The following is a 20,915-nucleotide window of genomic DNA, read 5'->3' on the forward strand; positions in this document are numbered from 1 at the left end:
AAGAACTCATAATTAGCTCACTTTTTCAGTGCCCTCTTGAAAAATAAGTATTTTTTTACTCTAACAGACAAACAACCTAAACCTATTACTTGACTACAAAAGGCTCTAATTTTTACAATTGTAAAAACTAATGTTGAAACTGATTTAAAACTAGAGCTCATAAAACACTCTTCTACCCCCTAGTATTTTCAACTAATAAATACGCTAAAAAGAGAGCGACTATTGCCAAGCTATAGCTAAAGGTACAGTATTCCTGCAGTATAACAGCCCACAAGCACACCCTTGGCAAGCAAAGTGCACGTATTCTGCAAGAATAGGTCTTGAATAAACCTAGAAAAGACAGAAATAAAGAAATCAACTATGCCAAAGCGAACTATCAAATTTCATAAACTAGTACTACAACAACGAAAAAAGCATTAATTATACCATTGCTAAAAACAAGGTTTACCATCTAAAAAAGATATGCCAAGTACGTTAAACAAGCTTAGCGTATCAACCTCGAATCAATATATACAACTAAACTTCTAAAAAATGTATCAAATATTTTTTATCCCTTAATACTAATCGAAAACACTGCTAGTAAACACAATAAAGAAAACTTTTCCAACTCCAGAATCCATGTGATTAATAAATTAAAAAAATTAGCTAAAAAAAAAGAGACTACCCTTTTACAAGGGCAATCTCTCTCTGTGTGTTGAAACAAACAACATATAGCACTTAGACTAGTTTAAATTTTGATATAAATTGGGGTTTTCTAGTTCCTCAACTTCAGGTATACGGAATACATAGTACTTACTATTTGCAACAAAGGGAGACTTATCAGCAAAACTTATCACACGGTGCCCTTGCGGAAGCAACCCTACAGTCTTTGTCTCAATATTACCTTTATCATCCATCACTTCATAAGAGTATGGAATTAGCTTATCTTGTGGATACAATTTACGCTCTACAGCCAATTGATTACGAACAATATCAACACGAGAAAAACCTTCTCCAAATAGTTCTTTTCTTCTTTCAATCCAAATTTGCTCTATTAATGCTTGTCCATCAAGCCCTGTCAACTCTTGTGCTCCACGTGCACGTTTAAGTATATTTAGAGTCTCCAAAGCTGACGCATCACCCAAACGAGCAGATGCCTCAGCATTAATCAAATACATTTCAGAGCTACGCATCAAGACGATATCAGCAATACGACCTGATTTAAACTTGAACTTAGCATAACGCATATATGCAACATTACCTTGTTTCGGTTTTACATTTGACGGATCTGGAGCCCAGTAAATCATACTTTTTCTATAATCTCCATCATCAAATAAATCTTTAAAATAAGGATCGGCATTAAAACTGAAATAATAGCTTTCTTTTGAAGTTACATCTAAGAAATTAAATTGATAAGATGCATTACTATTACTTGCTGTTTGTTGATGCGCCCAAATCCATTCAACATTACTAGCATCATTAAATCCAGACTTATAATCCCCTTCTGTCATTAAACCAGAATACTTCTTCAAAACCTTTCCTGAGTATAGCTTTGCCTTTTCCCAATTTTGCGTATATAAATAAGCTCTCGCCAATAAGCCTTGAACAACATTTAGGTCAAATTGATATTTGTGATCTCTTACATAACTTTCAGGAATCAACGTCAACGCTTCTTCTAAATCCGAAATTGCTTGATTATAAACTTCTACAACAGTAGCACCTGGATTAGGCACTGTAGTAGGAGTAGTAGCCTTCAAATATATAGGCCCTACAATAGCATCTGGATTTACATCTACCGCTAAAGCATAACTAGATGCTAAATGCAAATACATAAAGCCTCTCAATGCTAAAGCCTGCCCTTTAACACGTTGCTTTTCAATTACACTTCCCTTAGAAGCATACACTTTTTCAATTACATTGTTGGCATTATTAATTGTCTTATACGTTAAATTCCAACTATGTGTATTTGTTCCTTCACGGTTATACAAAGCCGTAAAAGCGTAGTGATTTCGGTATCCGTAATTTCTATTTACAACTATATCATTCCCCATCGCATCATTTGTACGTAAAACAGTACCAAAACCAGGATTAGCATACGTATAAAAAGTCTCCATTAAAGAAGCCCAAGAACCTACCAACACTTTATCTGTGTCCTCCACAGTCTTGAACACATTTGCGTTCACAACTGAATCTGTTGGCTCAGTATCTAAGGAGCACGAAGTAACTCCCATAGACAGAGACAAACTAAATATGATATATTTTACTATTGATTTTTTCATAACATTACAATTTTACATTAACTCCTAGTGAAAACGTTCTCATAGCTGGATATCTAAAATAAGTAGATCCATCAAACGTTTGTTCTGGATCAAATCCTTGTTCTTTTGTCCAAGTAAACACATTTTCTGCCTGGAAAAATACAGTTGCACTTGCTAGACTAACTTTACGCAACCAATCTTGAGGAACATTGTACGATAAGGTTAAATTCTTTAACTTTAAAAACGAACGATCTACTAAGAATCGATCTGATGTATTCGTCCAATTACTCTTAGGATCAGTAGTTAATCTTGCTACATCAGTATATCGATTCTCAGGCGTCCAACGATCCATCATATCAGAAGACCATGTACTACCATTTCCTGCAGAACGATATAGACTTACTTTATCTCTATTATAGATTTGACCACCTAGCGTATAAGTAAAGTTTGCTGTTAACTGCCAATTTTTATATGTTAAATCCGTAAAAAAACCTCCAGTCAAATCAGGTAATGAAGAACCTTTATACACACGATTCTCTTTCTTATTAGCTTCAGTATAATCTTCAGTAATCGAGCGACTACCATCTCCATTTTGAATATACCACTGTGGATTACCATTCTCAGGATTCACACCAGCCCATTCCACTAAATAAAAATCATAAATCGATCCTCCTTCTTTCCAAACTTGATTTCCTTTTTGAATTTCTGAACTAGGTAAAGAAGTAATTTTATTCTTATAAGTCGTAAGATTCAATCCTACATTCCACTTCCAATCTTCTGTATAAACTGGAGTTCCCTCCACTGTAAACTCCCATCCATAGTTTTTTATTCCTCCAATATTTACATCCATAGAGGCAAACCCAATAGATGGTGCTAACTGTTGACTAAACAACAAGTCTTTTGAACGACGTTCGAAATATTCAACTGTTCCAGATAACCTATTATTAAAGAACCCAAAATCTAAACCTATATTCGTATTTAAGTTAGTTTCCCAAGATAACTCAGGAGTAGCCAAACGAGACGTTACTACCCCCGGATCTTCTAAATAACTCTGAATCTTAAACAACCCTTGATATGCATAATATCCAACTTGATCGTTTCCTTGTGCACCATAACTAGCCTTTAGCAATAAATTGCTCAACCAAGAATCTCTGTAATCACTCATAAAGTCCTCATCAATAATCCTCCATGAAGCACCTACCGACCAAAAACTCCCCCATCGATTACTTGGCTCAAAACGAGAAGATCCATCTGCACGATAAGAAGCTGATAAATAATATTTCTTATCATACGAATAATTTAAACTTCCAAAAAAACTCAACATTTTATATTCATCAGCTTTACCGTAAAAGTTAATCAAACGAGAAGCAGCATCTGGTTCTTCAAAACCTATCATAGCAATTTGCTCTTTTGCCCCTCCGAATAAGTTAGAGTTATAAGTATAAAACTCCTGACCTATCATAGCTGAAACAGCATTCTTATCATCGATATCCAACTTGTAGTTCAAAACATTATTGAAAGTCATGTTAACCGTCCTAGTGTTGCTACGGCTAACACTTCCACCATAGTTTGCGGAAGCACCTAAACTAGGATTTGCAACATTGTGAGCATATTGACTATTATAATCTAAACTCAATGACGTTTTAAACTTTAGATTATCTATCAATCTAAAATCAGCATAAGTTCTAAGAGCAGCCACATCGCGTTTAATCTCATTTTTATCCAAAGGTAAAGTTTCTACAAGATTATAATTACGGTAAGAAGTGGTACGGTAACTTCCATAATCAAAGATACGTCCTCCAGTCTCAGGATCTACTAGATAAGCCCCTGTCGCTAAGTCACGCTCATATATAGGGTAAAAAGAAGGAAGCCCTCTTGCAAATCCAATTACATTACTAATCGCGCTATCGTCTTGCTTAGGGTAATCCTGTAATGAATGAGATCCCGAAACATTAACCCCTAATTCTAACCAATCCTTTGCTTTAATAACGACATTTGAACGCAAATTAAAACGTTTGAATCCTGATTCTAAAACGTACCCTTGATCATTTAAATATCCACCTGACACGTAGTATCTAGCTAACTTACCTCCTCCACTTACACGTAGATTCACATCTGTATAACGAGCATTTTGCGATAATGCATCACTCCAATCATCGTTCCAAAGAGGTTGTAATCCAGGTAATAGCTTACCATCTAAACCAACTGGGTTAGGATTTGCTAAACCGTAAGGATTAATTCCCACAGAACCAATTAAGTTCTTTGTAGCATATGCAGCAGCAGCATCAGCACTCATATTTGCAACATCCATTTGACCATTGCGCAAAGCTTCCCATTGCAACTCCATATACTGGTTTGTATTCACTTGATTATAATCACTACGCATACGATTAGATATACCTTGCTTAGCATTAATTTCAAACTGAGGAGCACTTTCTTGAATCCCCTGTTTTGTTGTTATCATAACAACTCCATTCGCTGCTCTAGATCCATATAACGTAGCTGCAGTAGCATCCTTTAATACAGAGATAGATTCAATATCGCTAGCAGCAATAGAATTCAATCCACCTTCAAAAGGCACTCCATCAACCACAAACAAAGGCTCACTATCTGCATTCATAGAACCAATCCCACGAATACGTATTGTAGCTTTAGACCCTGGCTGACCACTCTCTGAAAAAGATTGTAAACCAGCTACAGAACCTTCTAATGCTTTAGAAACATCACTTACTTGAGCACGTTCAATATTCTTAGCCTGAACCAAGCCTACAGAACCCGTATAACTTCTCTTGTCCGCTGTACCATAAGGAATCGTAATCAAAACTTCATCTAAGTTTGCTGACTCCTCTTGTAATACAACATTTATTTTTTCTTGCCCCGTAAAAGCAATCTTCTGCGTCTGATAACCTATAAAAGAAAAGACCAAAACTTGACCAGGACGAACATTTAAAGTGTAATTCCCTTCTAAATCAGTCATCGTTCCCTCAGAACTCTGATCGATTAAGACACTTACACCTGGTAGTGATCCAGTAGTATCACCTACTGTTCCGGAAACTACCGTTACTTGCGCATTCATAGTTAATACACCTATGAATACAAAAAGAATTGAGTAAATTTTTTGCATACAAATAGATTTAAAACAAGTACAACACTTGTCTCAATTAGTAATTCGAAATAATTTATTGAATAAAATTTGGAAAAGCACGTAAACAAAAACCGTGCTTAAAAAAGGCTTAGTACTAACAACACATACACGAAGCTAATTGTGTAGAAAAGTAAAAATAAGAGTGATGTAAGTCACGAGTCTCAAACACTCGTTTTTTGTCAACTAAGCTCATCGTTTTTTGTTTAAAAAATTTGTTTGATTTTTTATCCTAGTGATTAAAAAGTCTATTCTACCTTGAAATAAACAAAAGCACTTTATACTTATCACTGATTGATGGTACAAATGTACTTCGCATAGATTAAACATGAAATACCATGTATATGGTAGATTCACTAAAGCCCCTCAATACCCTATCCAATACACTAGACTTATATAAATCACATTACACAAAAGTATCTTAATCTATAGCATAGATACACTTCGATACATTCACCGATAAAAAACTAACTATTTACAATCAAATCAAACCCATAAGCAGTACGCAATAGCCCATTCTGATAAATTATTCAGTAAGAATAATAAGCAACAATAAAGGACTACCCCTTGACGAAGTAGTCCCTTATAAGTATATGATAAAAATTAAATTACTTCACTAATAAAACGAAGTAGTTCTTTTTCCCTTTTTGCAATAAAATAAACTGATCATTTATCAGATCATTTGTACCCAGCACATACTCTTCCGCCACTTTTTCCTTGTTTACAGAAATAGAATTTGCCTGTAGTGAACGACGAGCATCACCATTAGAAGATGCTAGTGTTGAATTAGCTGACAATGCGTCAACAATGTTCATTCCTGCCTCAATATCAGCACGAGATACTTCAGATTGTCCAACACCATCAAAAACTTCTAAGAAAGTCTTTTCATCTAACTGTTTTAAATCTTCAGTAGAAGAATTACCAAACAAGATATTAGACGCCTTAATAGCATTATCTAATTGTTCTTGTCCATGAACCATAATTGTAACTTCCTCGGCAAGACGACGTTGCAATACACGTAAATGAGGTGCCTCAGCATGCTCTTTTACAAGTGCTTCAATATCCTCTCTAGAGATAAAAGTGAAAATTTTAATATAGCGCTCAGCATCTACATCTGCTACATTCAACCAATATTGGTAAAACTTATATGGAGAAGTGTATTCAGCAGATAGCCAAATATTACCACCTTCTGATTTTCCAAATTTAGTACCATCAGCTTTTGTAATCAATGGACACGTTAACGCATAAGCCTTTTCACTGATTGTTCTACGGATTAACTCTGTACCTGTAGTAATATTACCCCATTGATCAGACCCCCCCATTTGCAAAGTGATGTTGTTTTCTTTGTATAAATGTAAGAAGTCATAGCCTTGCATTAACTGATAACAAAACTCTGTAAAAGACATCCCATCTTGAAATTCTCCATTTAATCTTTTCTTCACAGAATCCTTTGCCATCATATAATTCACAGTAATGTGTTTCCCTATCGTACGAATAAACTCTAAGAAAGAGAAATCTTTCATCCAGTCATAGTTATTCACTAATACCGCAGCATTCTCAGCTCCTGAATTAAAGTCCAAAAAGCGACTTAACTGAGCTTTAATAGCATTTTGATTATGACGTAAAGCTTCTTCATCTAATAAGTTACGCTCATTTGATTTCCCTGAAGGATCCCCAACCATACCAGTAGCACCTCCAACAAGAGCATACGGCTTATGCCCTGCTAACTGAAAATGCTTTAACAACATTACACTTACTAAATGTCCAATATGCAATGAATCCGCTGTTGGGTCAATCCCCACATATGCTGCACGCATTTGCTCCAACAAATGTTCTTCAGTGCCTGGCATTACGTCGTGGAGCATTCCTCTCCAAGTCACTTCTTCAATAAAATTCTTCATTTAAATAAATTTTAGACAAAGATAGCCCAAAACCTTAGGTTATGGAATAAAATTTATCAAACACTACACTTTTAATCGTTTTCTACATTTATTCTTTAGAAACTAATAATAGAGGCGTTAGTTTTCAAGTTTATTTCATAATTTTTCACTATGTAAAACAGATAACTTACATTTGTCTAACGTATGAAATTAGTAACAGGAGCAACTGGAATGGTTGGTGCCAACCTTGTTCTAAAATTATTAGAACAAAACACCAAGATACGCGCTATCTATCGCAACGAAGACAGTATTAATAAAACACTCTCTTTCTTTAAATACAAAGAGAAAGAGACGCTATTCTATAAAATTGAATGGGTAAAAGCAGATTTGTGTGATATTCCTGCTTTAGAAAGTGCTTTCGAAGGAATCCAGGAAGTTTATCATTGCGCAGCTTTAGTTTCCTTTGACCCTAATGATGAAAGAAAGTTACGACAAACCAATATTGAAGGTACTGCAAATATGGTTAATCTTTCCATTGCCTATGGCATCAATAAATTCTGCTATGTAAGTTCTATAGCTGCCTTAGGTGAAACACTTTCTCCTGACAAAACGATCGATGAAAAGACAAACTGGAATCCTGAACTCTACCACAGTGACTATGCCATCACAAAATATGGCGCAGAAATGGAAGTATGGAGAGGAACGCAAGAAGGATTAAAAGCAATTATTGTCAATCCGGGAATTATTTTTGGAGCTGGCTTCAGATACGAGGGTAGCAATGAGTTTTTCCGAAAAATTGAAAAAGACTTTCCTTTCTACACAAAGGGTTTGACCGGTATCATTGCTGTAGAAGATGTAGTCGAGATAATGGTACAACTAATGCAAAATGATCAATACAACGAAAAGTTTGTTCTTGTGTCAGAAAACCTTACATATCAAGAACTCTTGACTTATATAGCAGAACAGATGAACAAAAAACCACCATATATCTATGCTAACCCTTTAGGTAGTAAAATAGCATGGAGATTAGATGCGTTTATAGCTTTTATCACTCGTAAAAAAAGAAGCTTTACTAAAGCACTGGCGATATCCTCACACACTACATACACTTATAAGAGTACTAAAGTGAAAAAAACTCTAGCTTTTACATTTACGCCATATACAACCTATATACCTAAAATTGTAAGATATCATCGATCTAATAAATAAAGAACATGGGGATTGATTATCAAAAACCCCATGTTTTTTTGTATATTATAAATTACTCCGTAGGCTGTATCTTTTCCATAGGAACTAAATCACCTTTAGTAGCGTTTGCCATACTATCTTGTTTTGCTTCTATTTGCTGAATCAATGAATTTCTAATAGCTTTCACATAATTACTATCAATTTCATTAATACGTTTTACGTAATCATCAAGTTCATACATTGCTTGGTTCAACTTAATACGCGCATAAACCTTATCTTGAATCTCTTGATATACCCCTTTATTTAAATTAATATAATATTGATTATTCGTCGTAAACGTCAAACTATCAATTTGATATTTATTAAAAATAGACTGCATCGTCAACCTAGGAACACTATCATTAGTTGCCGTGTACACATAAGAATTATTAATTGCATACAAAATAGCAATATCATAAAGGATTGCCTCCATTGTATCCTCTTCAATAAAAGGTTTCGGTTTCTTTGTTTGACAAGAAACCATAACAAATAAAACCAAAAATAGATAAACAAGTTTTTTCATCAAAACTAATTTTTAACGATCAAATAATAATCTTTGTCCAGCATGCGTATCCGATAATTTTCCGTTTGAATAAACTAAACTACCATTAACAAAGGTATGGATAACTTTCGAATGAAAGTTAGTTCCTTCAAATGGAGACCAACCACATTTATACAACACATTTGACTTATCAACAGACCAATCCACTTCAGGATCAACGATCACAATATCAGCATGATAACCTTCACGCAAATACCCTCTTTTTTCAATTTGGAAAAGTGTAGCTGGGTTATGTGCTGTTTTCTCTACTATTTTCTCTACAGTAATTTTCCCTTCTCGAGCCGCTTCTAAAAGAGCTATTAGCGCATGTTGAACTAAAGGCCCCCCAGAAGGAGCTTGCCCGTAAGGTTTACTTTTCTCTTCTAACGTATGTGGCGCATGATCCGTTGCAATTACATCAATACGATCATCTAATAATGCTTTCCAAAGCCCTTCTCTATCCGCTGCGGACTTAACAGCAGGATTCCATTTGATAAAATTCCCTTTAGATTCATAGTCCTTATCAGAGAACCACAGGTGATGTACACATACTTCAGCAGTAATTTTTTTGTCTTTCAATGGAATATCGTTTCTAAACAATTCCGTTTCTTTCGCTGTAGAAACATGGAATACATGTAGTCTCGCTCCAGTTTTCTTAGCGAGTTCGATAGCTTTTGAAGAAGATAGATAACAAGCTTCCGCACTTCGTATAGCTGGATGACAACTCACTGGAATATCATCACCATACTTCTCAACGTGTGCTGCCATATTCTCTCGGATAGTAGCCTCATCTTCAGCATGAACAGCAATCAACATTGATGTACTTGAAAAGATTTTTTCTAACACCTCTTGATCATCAACTAACATATTTCCTGTAGAAGAGCCTAAAAACAATTTAATCCCTGCTACATTTCGAGGATTAGTTTTAAGTACTTCATCAAGATTATTGTTTGTCCCACCCATCATAAATGAATAGTTAGCAAAAGAAACTTCATCTGCTCTTTGATATTTTTGTTCTAATATCTCTTGTGAGACAGCATTAGGAATAGTATTAGGCTGTTCAATAAAAGAGGTAATCCCTCCAGCCACAGCTGCCTTAGATTCGGATGCAATATCTCCTTTATGAGTCAAGCCTGGCTCTCTAAAGTGTACCTGATCATCAATCATTCCAGGTAGTACAAGCTTACCTTTAGCATCAATCACTTGAACCTCTCTATCAGCATTTAAATCTACACCTATCTTCTTAATCCTTCCATTTTCAATTAATAAATCTGCAATTACACGAATACCCTCGTTGATAATCGTACCGTTTTTAATCAAGTAATTTGTCATTATAATGTGTTTAGTAGTTTTCTAATACGGAGCGAGATTACTCCAAAAATTGCCTCTTTTATAATACCTCCAGACATTTTTGACTCACCACGCGTTCGGTCAGTAAAAATAATCGGCACTTCTTCTATCTCAAAGTTCTTCACATAAGTACGATATTTCATTTCAATCTGAAAAGCGTATCCTACAAAGCGAATTTTACTTAAGTCAATCGCTTCTAAAACACTACGAGAGAAGCAAACAAAACCGGCTGTCGTATCATGAATTCTCATACCTGTAATCATTCGAACATAAACAGAAGCACCATACGATAACAAAACTCTATTCAATGGCCAATTAACAACATTTACACCAGTAACATATCTAGAGCCGATCGCTAATCCTCCATTGCGTTGGCATGACTTCAACAAACGAGGCAAATCATTGGGATTATGAGAAAAATCCGCATCCATTTCAAACACATATTCATATTTTCTAACTAAGGCCCATTTAAAACCATGAACATAAGCTGTCCCTAAACCATCTTTACTCAATCTTTTTTCTAAGAAAAGTCGTCCAGGGTATTTCTGCTGTAATTCAACGACAGCATCAGCCGTGTTATCAGGAGAGTTATCATCAACAATCAAAACATCAAACTGCTGTTCTAAATCCAAAACAGCAGGTATGATTTGATAAATATTCTCAATCTCGTTATAGGTAGGTATGATTACTAATCCAGAACTCATTATAGATTATTTGATTACAAAAGTAACCTTTTTATACACAGATGAAACTTAAATAATATACAAACAATAGATACAGGCAAAAAAATCATTAATTTTGCATTCGATATGGAAAATATAGTTTTAATAGATAGAGTTACGCAAAACAAAGATTGGGCTACCATCTTATTCTTTATTTCCTTTGCTGTACTTGCAATCAACAGAACTGTATTTAGCGTGCGATTCACAGAATTCACTAAACTAGCCGCATCAGACAAGTATATAAAGATATATAAAGACAATACTAATCTAAGAAATAGTTTCACCCTTTCTTTTCTCTTTATACAGTTGGTTTCCATCACTTTCTTCTTGCAAATTATCTTAAAAGAGTTCGGTTTTATATACCAAATGAATTTGATAACTTTTGTACAAATAATCAATTTTGTTACATTTTTCGTTATTGCCAAATACCTATTAGATAAAATTATATCGATATCGTTTGATATAGAAGAATTTGCAGACTCACTTAACTTATTAAAAGTTACTTACAGAAATTATTTAGGAATGTTACTTCTTTTCTTAGATATTCTACTTTTTTACAATGATATTAATAATAGAGTGTTATTACTCATTCTAATTTTTACATTAATCGCAACAAATATCCTCCTATATATCATTTTTATAAAAAACAATCAAAAATCAATATTAAATAAGTTGTTCTATTTTATTTTGTATCTTTGCACCCTTGAAATAGCTCCTTATTTTCTACTCTATTTTTGGTTTAAAAGTATACGAGCATAAATAAGAATCATAACTATGAAAGTGAAAACAATTTTGGTTTCTCAACCAGCGCCTAAAGTGGAGAATTCACCTTACTTTGAGTTAGAACAAAAATACAAAGTAAAAATTGACTTTAGACCCTTTATACACGTAGAGGGCGTAGAAGCTAAAGATGTAAGACACCAGAAAATTGATTTACACAACTTTACTGCTATTATTCTAACCAGTAAGAATTCAGTAGATCATTTCTTTCGTGTTGCAGAAGAAATGCGCTTTAAAATACCTGAAACACTAAAGTACTTTTGTCAATCAGAAGCTGTAGCTTACTATTTACAAAAGTATGTTGTTTACAGAAAAAGAAAGATCTATGTAGGTCAAAAAGACTTTACTGAATTAGCTCCTTTAATTAAGAAATACAAAGACGAAAAATTCTTATTACCTGCATCTGATCAATTGAATAGTGATGTCCCAACGACATTAGACCAACTAAAAGTCAACTGGACTCCTGGAATTTTCTATAGAACAGTAATGAGTGATCTATCGGATTTAGCAGATGTTAAATATGATGTATTAGTATTCTTTAGTCCTACTGGAATTAAGTCTTTGTTTAAAAACTTCCCAGATTTCACTCAAGATAGTACACGTATCGCTGTATTTGGTACTACTACACAAAAGGAAACATTAGATCACAACCTCCGCGTAGATATTATGGCTCCTGCCCCAGAGACTCCATCTATGACAGCTGCTTTAGAAAAATATATTCAAAAAGTAAATAAATAATAGGCTTAAACCTTAAGCTATAAAAAAGTCCCCTTAACATTTGGTTAAGGGGACTTTTTTATAGCTATATTGCACTGATTAAATTTCAGGTCCAGCAACTACAAGCGCTTTACCTTCATCATTAGTTGAATACAACTTAAAGTTCTCAATAAATAAAGAAGCTAATTCTTTTGCTTTACCTTCCCATTCATTACTATCAACATAAGTATTACGAGGATCTAAAATATTAGTATCAACGCCTTCTAATGCAGTAGGAACAGTTAAATTATAAACTGGTACAACTACAGTCTCAGCCTTCTCAATCGAACCATCTAAGATACGATCAATGATAGCACGTGTATCCTTAATAGAGATACGTTTACCTGTACCGTTCCAACCAGTATTAACCATATATGCAGTAGCATTATTTGCTTCCATTTTTTTCACCAATTCCTCAGCATATTGCGTTGGGTGTAATGATAAAAATGCTTTACCAAAACAAGCAGAGAAAGTAGGCTCAGGTTTAGTAACTCCACGCTCAGTACCAGCTAACTTAGCAGTAAATCCAGATAAGAAGTAGTATTTTGTTTGTTCCGGAGTTAATTTAGAAACTGGAGGCATTACTCCAAAAGCATCTGCTGTTAAGAAAATAACTTTAGTTGCTGGTCCCGCTTTAGACACAGGCTTAACAATATTTTCAATATGATTGATTGGGTAAGATACACGTGTATTTTGTGTAACTGATCCATCATTAAAGTCAATCTTACCACCCGCATCAACTGTAACGTTTTCTAATAAAGCATCACGACGAATAGCACCATAAATATCTGGCTCATTTTCTTGACATAAGTTGATTGTCTTAGCATAACAACCTCCTTCGAAGTTAAATACCCCTTCATCATCCCATCCGTGCTCATCGTCACCAATTAATTCACGTTTTGGGTCTGTTGATAAAGTAGTCTTTCCTGTTCCAGAAAGTCCAAAAAAGACAGCTACATCTCCTTCCTTACCTTTATTAGCAGAACAGTGCATAGCAGCCATTCCCTTCAATGGTAAGTAATAGTTCATCATAGCAAACATACCTTTTTTCATTTCTCCTCCATACCATGTTCCACCGATAACCTGAATCTTTTCAGTCAAGTTAAATGCCACATAAACTTCAGAGTTTAATCCGTACGACTTATAGTCTTTAAATGATGTCTTTGAACCATTCATCACTACGAAATCAGGCTCACCAAAGTTAACCAATTCTTCAGCGGTTGGACGAATAAACATATTCGTAACGAAGTGTGCTTGCCAAGCCACTTCCATAATGAATCTAACTTTTAAACGAGTATTCTCATTTGCACCACAAAAAGCATCTACTACATATAGTCGCTTTCCAGACAATTGATCAACAGTGTTTGCCTTTAAAGCATCCCACGTTTTTCCATCGATAGGCTTGTTGTCATTTGGAGACTCCGGCGTATTCCACCAAATTGTATTTTCAGTTACCGCGTCCTTAACAATATACTTGTCTTTAGGCGAACGTCCTGTAAACTCACCTGTCATCACATTAACAGCACCTAGCTCTGTTACCACACCTTTATCAAATCCTGTTAACTCAGGATTTGTTTCTTCCTTATATAAAACATCGTATGAAGGGTTGTAAATCACTTCTACGACATCTTTAATACCATATTTATCAAGTGAAATTGATTCTGAAATATCCATTTTCATTATTTATGTTGTGTATTAATTTGTATGCAAACTTAGAAATAAATTTAAAATATAAATAGTCTATAACCTATTTAATACTTTTTTTCGTCTTAAAGACTGTTATACAAGCGTAAAGCCATGCTGAGATAAACAAGACTCCTCCTAGTGGAGTTATCGGTCCAATTACACTAACCTTTAAAGGTAAGATATCTTTAAACGTCAATAAAAATATAGACCCAGAAAAGAACAACATCCCTAGCAAAACTAAATACATTATTACTTTCTTAGCTTTGTCGGTAAACATCGTACTCATCCCTATGAATAATAAGAAAAAAACATGATACATTAAATAACGTACTCCAATCTCAAACGTAGCAACCTGCGTTTCAGTTACAATTTTTTTCAGACCATGAGCGCCAAAGGCTCCCAATACTATTCCTAGTGCCCCTATTAGTGTAGCAATAGCTAATACTCTACGTGCCATCTTATTTTTCGCACAAAGATACAATTAATTCACTGAATATACTTGCATTATTTACAGTAACCGTTTCATTAGATGGACTATTTTCTTAAATTAGTATAACTATAACCAACTTACCAAATCATGAAAAGAAACATTCTAATCGTAGGAGCAGGAAGATCCGCTTCCTCAATGATTAAATACCTACTAGATAAATCTGAACAAGAACACTTACATCTAACAATAGGGGATATCTCTTTAATCTCTGCACAGAAAAAAGCATTAAATCACACCAATGCAACTCCAATCGTATTTGACATATTCGAAGATAAAGTTAGAGCTAAAGAAGTTAGTAAATCAGATATTGTAATATCAATGTTACCTGCTAATTTACATCTTATCCTAGCAAAAGAATGCTTGCTACAAAAAAAGCACCTTGTTACTGCCTCTTACATCAGTCCACAGATGAAAGAATTAGACACTGAAGTAAGAAACGCAAAACTAATCTTTATGAATGAAGTGGGGCTAGATCCAGGTATTGATCATATGAGTGCTATGCGCATGATTAATGACATCAAAGAAAAAGGTGGTAAAATAAAATCCTTTGAGTCTTATTGTGGCGGATTAATAGCTCCAGAATCTGACAATAATTATTGGAACTATAAATTCACCTGGAATCCAAGAAATGTAGTTGTAGCGGGACAAGGAACTGCTGCCAAATACCTTAAAGAAGGACAATTTAAACTTATTCCCTATACGCAGTTATTCAGAAGAGCTGAACGTCTAACCATTAACAATCATGAAGATTATGAAGTGTACGCAAATAGAGACTCTTTAAAATATCAAAATGATTATGGCCTCCAAGATGCTTCCACAATTATAAGAGGAACCATTAGACGTCTTGGCTATTCTCGTGCCTGGAGTTTATTTGTTGATTTAGGTCTAACCGATGACTCTTACACTATTGACAATAGTAAGAATTTAACTTATAAAGATTTCATTGATCTATTTCTTCCCTTTCACCCTACAGACTCCATTGAAGCAAAATTTAAACTTGCCTTACATATTGCACCACATGATTCTGTATGGTTAAAGATACAAGAACTTGACCTATTTAACAGCACAAAAAAAGTTAATATCCAAAATGCAACACCAGCACAAATTCTAGAAAAAATACTCAACGAAAAGTGGGCTTTGGAACCACAGGACAAAGACATGATTATCATGTATCATAGAATCAAATACACTCTCAAAAATAAGAATAAACAAATTAATGCTACAATGGCATGTATTGGAGATAATCAAACATATACAGCAATGGCTAAAACAGTTGGACTCCCTGTTGCAATCGCAACATTAATGATTCTTAATAAACAAATAAATAAGCCAGGTGTTCAATTGCCTATTACAAAAGACATTTACCTTCCAATCTTAGAAGAATTACACCAAAACAATATCTCGTTTACTGAAGAAGAGCAAGATATATAAAACACAATAGTCCCTCAAGTGAGGGGCTTTTATTTAGGTATAGCTTGTATTAATTTACGAGTATACTCTTTCAATGCATTTGCATATAGTGCATCGGCTTCACCGTGTTCTTCAATCTTACCTTTATTCATGACAATAATCTGATCTGACATATATTTAACAACAGCTAAGTCGTGTGAAATAAAAATATAGGTAAACTTGAATTTATCTTTTAATTCATTCAATAAATTCAATACCTGTGCTTGGACAGAAATATCTAGTGCAGATACCGACTCATCACAAATAATTAACTTAGGATTCAGTGCTATTGCACGAGCAATACCTATTCGCTGACGTTGTCCACCTGAAAACTCATGAGGATATTTTTGATAAGCGTCTTCTTCTAGTCCTACACGCTTCAGAATATCAATAACTAAAGCTTTTCTTTCTTTTGAATTTCTTCCGACTTTATATACATCCATTGGTTCTTTTATTGCCTCACCTACTGTAAGCCTAGGGTTTAATGAAGAATAAGGATCTTGGAATATAATTTGTATTTCTCTTCTAAGTTTGCGCACCTCCGATTTATTTAACTTAGTTATATCTGTTCCCTTGTAAAATATCTCTCCTTTTGAAACTTTATCTAACTGAAGTATAGCATTCCCTAATGTTGATTTACCACAACCGCTTTCACCAACCAATCCTAAAGTCTCTCCTTCATAAACGGCAAAACTTACATTATTTAATGCCCGAAATACTCCCGATTTAAAAAAGCCTTGTTTAATCAAATAATCCTTATACACTTGACGAACTTCTAATAATGGCTTCTCTGAATATAACTCTTTGTGAAAAGACCTTCTCTCTTCAACACTAATTATAGTAGAATCAACTGTATCGTTTAAAAAATCAGTAATTGTAGGCAATTGTTTTAGACGAAAATCTGTACTAGGACGAGAAGCAATCAATGCCTGTGTATACACTTCTTTAGGATTGTTAAAAATATCATTTACATCTCCTTGCTCTACAATATTTCCTTTATACATTACCAATACACGATCAGCAATAGAGGAAATCACACCTAGGTCATGTGAAATAAAAATAATACTCATTCCTGTCTCCTCTTGTAACTCTTTTAAAAGCGCTATAATGTCCTTCTGAACAGTCACATCTAATGCTGTAGTAGGCTCATCTGCTATCAACAAAGAAGGTTTACAGGCAATTGCCATAGCAATCATAATTCGTTGTTTCTGTCCTCCTGACAACTGATGAGGGTATTTATTAAATACTCCTTCTGGTTCGGGCAATTTAACTTTATCAAATAACGAAATTACTTGATTTTTTATTACTTCATGAGAGCTGAACACCTGATGTGTTTTTAACATTTCTACAACTTGTTCGCCACAGCGCATTGTCGGGTTTAAAGCTGTCATTGGCTCTTGAAAAATCATTGAAATTCCATTACCACGAATTCCTTGATAGGCTAACTCAGTAAGCTCTAATAAGTCATGATCTTCAAACCGTATGCTTCCTGATTTAATTCGTAAGCCACTCTTTGAAAGCAGCCCCATTATAGCAAGTGATGTCATTGATTTTCCTGACCCAGATTCACCAACAATTCCCAAAATTTCTCCCCTATAGACATTAAAAGTACTATGACGCACAATTTCTTTTTCTTCAAGAGAATCAACTACAATCGTTAAATCTTTAACTACTAATAATGGTTTGGTGGAAATCATAATGTATCAATTGCTTATTTCTTAAGTACAAAAATACCATTAAAAAAACTATATAATATAGACTACTTATAAATCGCTCTATATTATACAGTTTCTTTAGTATTCTACAATTGATTAAAAACATATTATGCTACATTAAATTGATCATATTCTTTCACTAAAGTCACAATAGTCTTTGTTTCTTTTTTAAAATCCGTAAACACAGGACAAGCTGCTTTTACAGCATCAATCCACTCTTTAAGCAATATTATTGATGCAGGGGTCGTAGGCTTAACAATCACATCTATTTTAGAAAACTGATTAACATCCGATATATTGATCTCTTCAGATACCGTTTGCTTTTTTTCTCCTTTTACTTCAATCTGAATTGACTTTAAATCAAGATTTAAAGTATTCCCTATAAGATTGCCAATATAGTGAATACTACCTGCTAATTTAGCCAACAATAATTCCTCAGAATCAATTTGTTCTACCCTAACTAAATCTCTACCATCATTTACAGTAAAAGAAAAGTTAGCCGTCTTTACTGCAAATTGTTTTGACCTAGCAGAAAACCCTAAAACTTTTACAACATCTTTTTTCATTTTATGTTCTTTTTAAATATTAATAATAAACTATAAAAAAAGGTCCTTTTGATATCAAACTACCAAAAGGACCTACGAAAAATCATTCAAAAATATTATTATGAATTATTCACACAACCTAATGGATACAATACCAAAGCACGACTTACGCATCATATACGTAGCCTTCTTAGACACTTTGGAAACCGTTAGTAATTGGTAATAATGATTCATAACCTATTTTATTAAACTTTACTTTTTTGCTTATAAACAAAAAAGCCCCTATCATTAATAGAGGCTTTTTATTATATTGTATATATTAATCCTACAATTATACAAGACCTCTCAACACACCTAATCGCATTGTATACTTCTTTGAGGAATTCTTATATGTATTAATTGTTTGCATTTTCTAAATTCTGTATCACAAATATAAATAATTTTTTCTCTCATTTTGTAAATTCAACAAAAAAAATTAGCACTTTACATTAAACAGAAATTATTTCTACATTTTCTAACAACCTCTCTCCCCTAAATCTGAGCAATACTTGTGCCACAGCCACAACATCCTTTTCACAATAAGTGACAATTTTAGGAATATTATGCTCTTCATAATACACTTTAAAAACACCTGCCCCGTCTATATCGTCCTTTGGAGAAGAAATATCTAGTATTTTAGTCAATAGCTGTAACGAAGTAAAATGTTTAAAATCACCGAATTTTCACAACTCCATCGTATCGAGATGAGGAACCTCCCATGGCTTTTTCCCAAATAAATTCAACTTTATGGGGATTTTCACCCCATTAATCAACATTCGTCGAGCAATAAACGGCAGGTCAAATTCCTTAATGTTATGTCCACACATTAAATGAAAAGGTCTCGAAAAGTACTAATTCAAGAGCGCTGAAAATTGCATAGGTAAAACCTTTTCTTCTCCATGAAATGAAGTTAACCTAAAACTTCTTGTATCGTTTTTACATGAAAAATATCCTACAGAAATACACACTATTTTCCCAAACTCAGCCCAAATACCCGCTTGACTATAAAACTCAGACACTGTTGCTTCATCTTTGCGTTGATACCGAGTCTTTTTATCAAATAACTCTTTCATTTCTTCATCTAACATATCGAAATGCTCTGCTGCCGGAACAGTCTCAATATCTAAAAACAAAATATGTTCAAGTGATATTCTATCTAAAGGCAAAGAATTATTCATCTCTTTTTCCTAACATATTATATGCTTCATCGATATAAACATATAAATCATTACTATGCGGATCTTCATCTGTTTGCACTCCTTTTAAATGCCCTAATCGTACAATAATCAAATCATCCTTTGGCGAAACAATTACAAACTGCCCTAAATGCCCCCTCATATAGAAAAAATCTTGATCGCGATAATTTACAAGCCACCATCCATAGCCATACTCTGGACCATTATCATATTGAGACTGTATTGACTTAGACACAAATACACTATCAAGTATTTGTTTTCCATTCCATCGACCGTAATCTTTGTATAATTTACCAAAACGAGCAAAGTCTCTAGCATTACTTGTAAAACAACAAAACGACTTTTCAATCCCTGTATTCTTGTGATCCAATTGCCATATTGCTGAACTCTCAGCCCCCATGGGTTTCCAAAAATGCTTTGAAACATAATCAGACAGATTTTCACCTGTAGCTTTCTCCAAAACCATCGTAAGCATTTCAGTATCTCCACTTTTATAAATAAACTCTTTGCCTGGTTGATCAACAACATCTATGCCTCGCATTACCTTTCTTAAATCACTGACAAAATAGACTTCTGTCATAATTGAAAAAGGACTATAATAAGCCTCGTCCCACTTTAATCCTGAAGACATTTTTGATAAATCAGCAACAGTTAATTCATCCTTATACCGCCCTTTCAATTCTGGAATAAAATCAACAACCTTAGCATACTCATCTTTAATTTGTTCTAATTGCAATGCTTTGCCAAAAGCAGCTGACACGATACTCTTTGCCATAGAAAACGAGTTTGTATACGAATCCTTATCATATCCCTCAAAATAGCTCTCATGCCACAAACTATCATTCTTAATAATCAAATATGCAATCGTCTGAAGATCTTTGTGTGTTTGCTCCAATTTAGCAGTTGCAGGAACCTTATTATAATCTTTAGCAATAGGCCACAATTGTATATTCGCATCATCATTTGGAATTCTTCGGGTTGGAAAATATTTATAATCATCTAAAAAAGCCGTTTTATATCCATTAAAATAAATCGTACGAACAGCCGTAAACAAATATTCTACTTTAAAAACATACATTAACCCTACCAGCAATACAACTACTAGTATACTCCACTTTAAAACACTTTTAATTACTTTCATCTTTGTACAGTTAGTTAAC

General features: G+C 34.1%; 15 protein-coding genes and 1 pseudogene. 4 read left to right on the forward strand and 12 right to left on the reverse strand.

Translation table 11 applies throughout. The features are described from left to right. Positions 1 to 722: 722 nt before the first annotated feature. The 3 genes from GJV77_RS03235 to tyrS form a co-directional block, all read right to left on the reverse strand. Positions 723 to 2,258 (reverse strand): RagB/SusD family nutrient uptake outer membrane protein, encoded by a 1,536-nt coding sequence (locus GJV77_RS03235; protein ID WP_155034919.1) that lies wholly within the window; start codon positions 2,256 to 2,258, stop codon positions 723 to 725. 4 nt (positions 2,259 to 2,262) lie between these two features. Next, positions 2,263 to 5,361 carry a SusC/RagA family TonB-linked outer membrane protein gene (locus GJV77_RS03240; protein WP_155034920.1) on the reverse strand — a complete coding sequence of 1,033 codons (3,099 nt, stop codon included), beginning with the start codon at positions 5,359 to 5,361 and terminating at the stop codon, positions 2,263 to 2,265. Between the two features lie 626 nt (positions 5,362 to 5,987). Then, entirely contained in the window at positions 5,988 to 7,280 is a 1,293-nt protein-coding gene (tyrS, locus tag GJV77_RS03245) for a tyrosine--tRNA ligase (RefSeq protein ID WP_155034921.1), read from the reverse strand. Positions 7,281 to 7,463: 183 nt separating this feature from the next. On the opposite strand from tyrS, the gene GJV77_RS03250 reads away from it, so the two are divergent. Then, complete coding sequence (locus GJV77_RS03250) at positions 7,464 to 8,468, forward strand: NAD-dependent epimerase/dehydratase family protein (RefSeq protein WP_155034922.1); 1,005 nt, start codon at positions 7,464 to 7,466, stop codon at positions 8,466 to 8,468. Positions 8,469 to 8,520: 52 nt separating this feature from the next. Here the strand turns inward: GJV77_RS03250 and GJV77_RS03255 are convergent, their stop codons facing one another. Genes GJV77_RS03255 through GJV77_RS03265 form a run of 3 tightly spaced genes read right to left on the reverse strand, consistent with a single transcriptional unit; the run spans position 8,521 to position 11,081 of the window. After that, positions 8,521 to 9,009, reverse strand: coding sequence for a DUF4296 domain-containing protein (locus GJV77_RS03255; RefSeq protein WP_155034923.1), 489 nt, complete (start codon positions 9,007 to 9,009; stop codon positions 8,521 to 8,523). 12 nt (positions 9,010 to 9,021) lie between these two features. Then, on the reverse strand, positions 9,022 to 10,359 hold the full coding sequence (locus GJV77_RS03260; RefSeq protein ID WP_155034924.1) for a dihydroorotase: 1,338 nt from the start codon (positions 10,357 to 10,359) through the stop codon (positions 9,022 to 9,024). Continuing rightward, on the reverse strand, positions 10,359 to 11,081 hold the full coding sequence (locus GJV77_RS03265; RefSeq protein ID WP_155034925.1) for a polyprenol monophosphomannose synthase: 723 nt from the start codon (positions 11,079 to 11,081) through the stop codon (positions 10,359 to 10,361). Before GJV77_RS03265 ends, GJV77_RS03260 begins: the two co-directional genes overlap by 1 nt. A gap of 105 nt (positions 11,082 to 11,186) precedes the next feature. Here GJV77_RS03265 and GJV77_RS03270 point away from each other — a divergent pair, with 105 nt between their 5' ends. Both GJV77_RS03270 and GJV77_RS03275 read left to right on the forward strand, forming a co-directional pair. Further along, the gene (locus GJV77_RS03270) at positions 11,187 to 11,858 is read left to right on the forward strand and encodes a DUF4271 domain-containing protein (protein ID WP_155034926.1); all 672 of its coding nucleotides are present in this window, start codon (positions 11,187 to 11,189) and stop codon (positions 11,856 to 11,858) included. Between the two features lie 15 nt (positions 11,859 to 11,873). After that, entirely contained in the window at positions 11,874 to 12,617 is a 744-nt protein-coding gene (locus tag GJV77_RS03275; RefSeq protein WP_155034927.1) for a uroporphyrinogen-III synthase, read from the forward strand. Between the two features lie 78 nt (positions 12,618 to 12,695). Here the strand turns inward: GJV77_RS03275 and pckA are convergent, their stop codons facing one another. Then, positions 12,696 to 14,309 (reverse strand): phosphoenolpyruvate carboxykinase (ATP), encoded by a 1,614-nt coding sequence (pckA, locus tag GJV77_RS03280; RefSeq protein WP_155034928.1) that lies wholly within the window; start codon positions 14,307 to 14,309, stop codon positions 12,696 to 12,698. Positions 14,310 to 14,382: 73 nt separating this feature from the next. After that, positions 14,383 to 14,778 (reverse strand): DUF423 domain-containing protein, encoded by a 396-nt coding sequence (locus tag GJV77_RS03285; RefSeq protein ID WP_155034929.1) that lies wholly within the window; start codon positions 14,776 to 14,778, stop codon positions 14,383 to 14,385. A 120-nt stretch (positions 14,779 to 14,898) separates the two neighbouring features. On the opposite strand from GJV77_RS03285, the gene GJV77_RS03290 reads away from it, so the two are divergent. Then, complete coding sequence (locus tag GJV77_RS03290; RefSeq protein ID WP_155034930.1) at positions 14,899 to 16,242, forward strand: saccharopine dehydrogenase C-terminal domain-containing protein; 1,344 nt, start codon at positions 14,899 to 14,901, stop codon at positions 16,240 to 16,242. A 29-nt stretch (positions 16,243 to 16,271) separates the two neighbouring features. On the opposite strand, the gene GJV77_RS03295 is transcribed toward GJV77_RS03290, so the two are convergent. From GJV77_RS03295 to GJV77_RS03310, 4 genes and pseudogenes are all read right to left on the reverse strand, one after another. Next, the gene (locus GJV77_RS03295) at positions 16,272 to 17,957 is read right to left on the reverse strand and encodes an ABC transporter ATP-binding protein (protein WP_155034931.1); all 1,686 of its coding nucleotides are present in this window, start codon (positions 17,955 to 17,957) and stop codon (positions 16,272 to 16,274) included. Positions 17,958 to 18,082: 125 nt separating this feature from the next. After that, positions 18,083 to 18,541, reverse strand: coding sequence for an OsmC family protein (locus GJV77_RS03300; protein ID WP_155034932.1), 459 nt, complete (start codon positions 18,539 to 18,541; stop codon positions 18,083 to 18,085). A gap of 467 nt (positions 18,542 to 19,008) precedes the next feature. Beyond that, a pseudogene (locus GJV77_RS03305) lies at positions 19,009 to 19,737 on the reverse strand (3'-5' exonuclease). Further along, positions 19,730 to 20,896, reverse strand: a complete 1,167-nt coding sequence (locus tag GJV77_RS03310; protein WP_155034933.1) for a serine hydrolase domain-containing protein — start codon at positions 20,894 to 20,896, stop codon at positions 19,730 to 19,732. Before GJV77_RS03310 ends, GJV77_RS03305 begins: the two are co-directional and overlap by 8 nt. Positions 20,897 to 20,915: the final 19 nt, after the last annotated feature.

The organism is Myroides pelagicus (assembly GCF_009711055.1).
In the GTDB taxonomy this organism is placed as follows: domain Bacteria; phylum Bacteroidota; class Bacteroidia; order Flavobacteriales; family Flavobacteriaceae; genus Flavobacterium; species Flavobacterium pelagicum.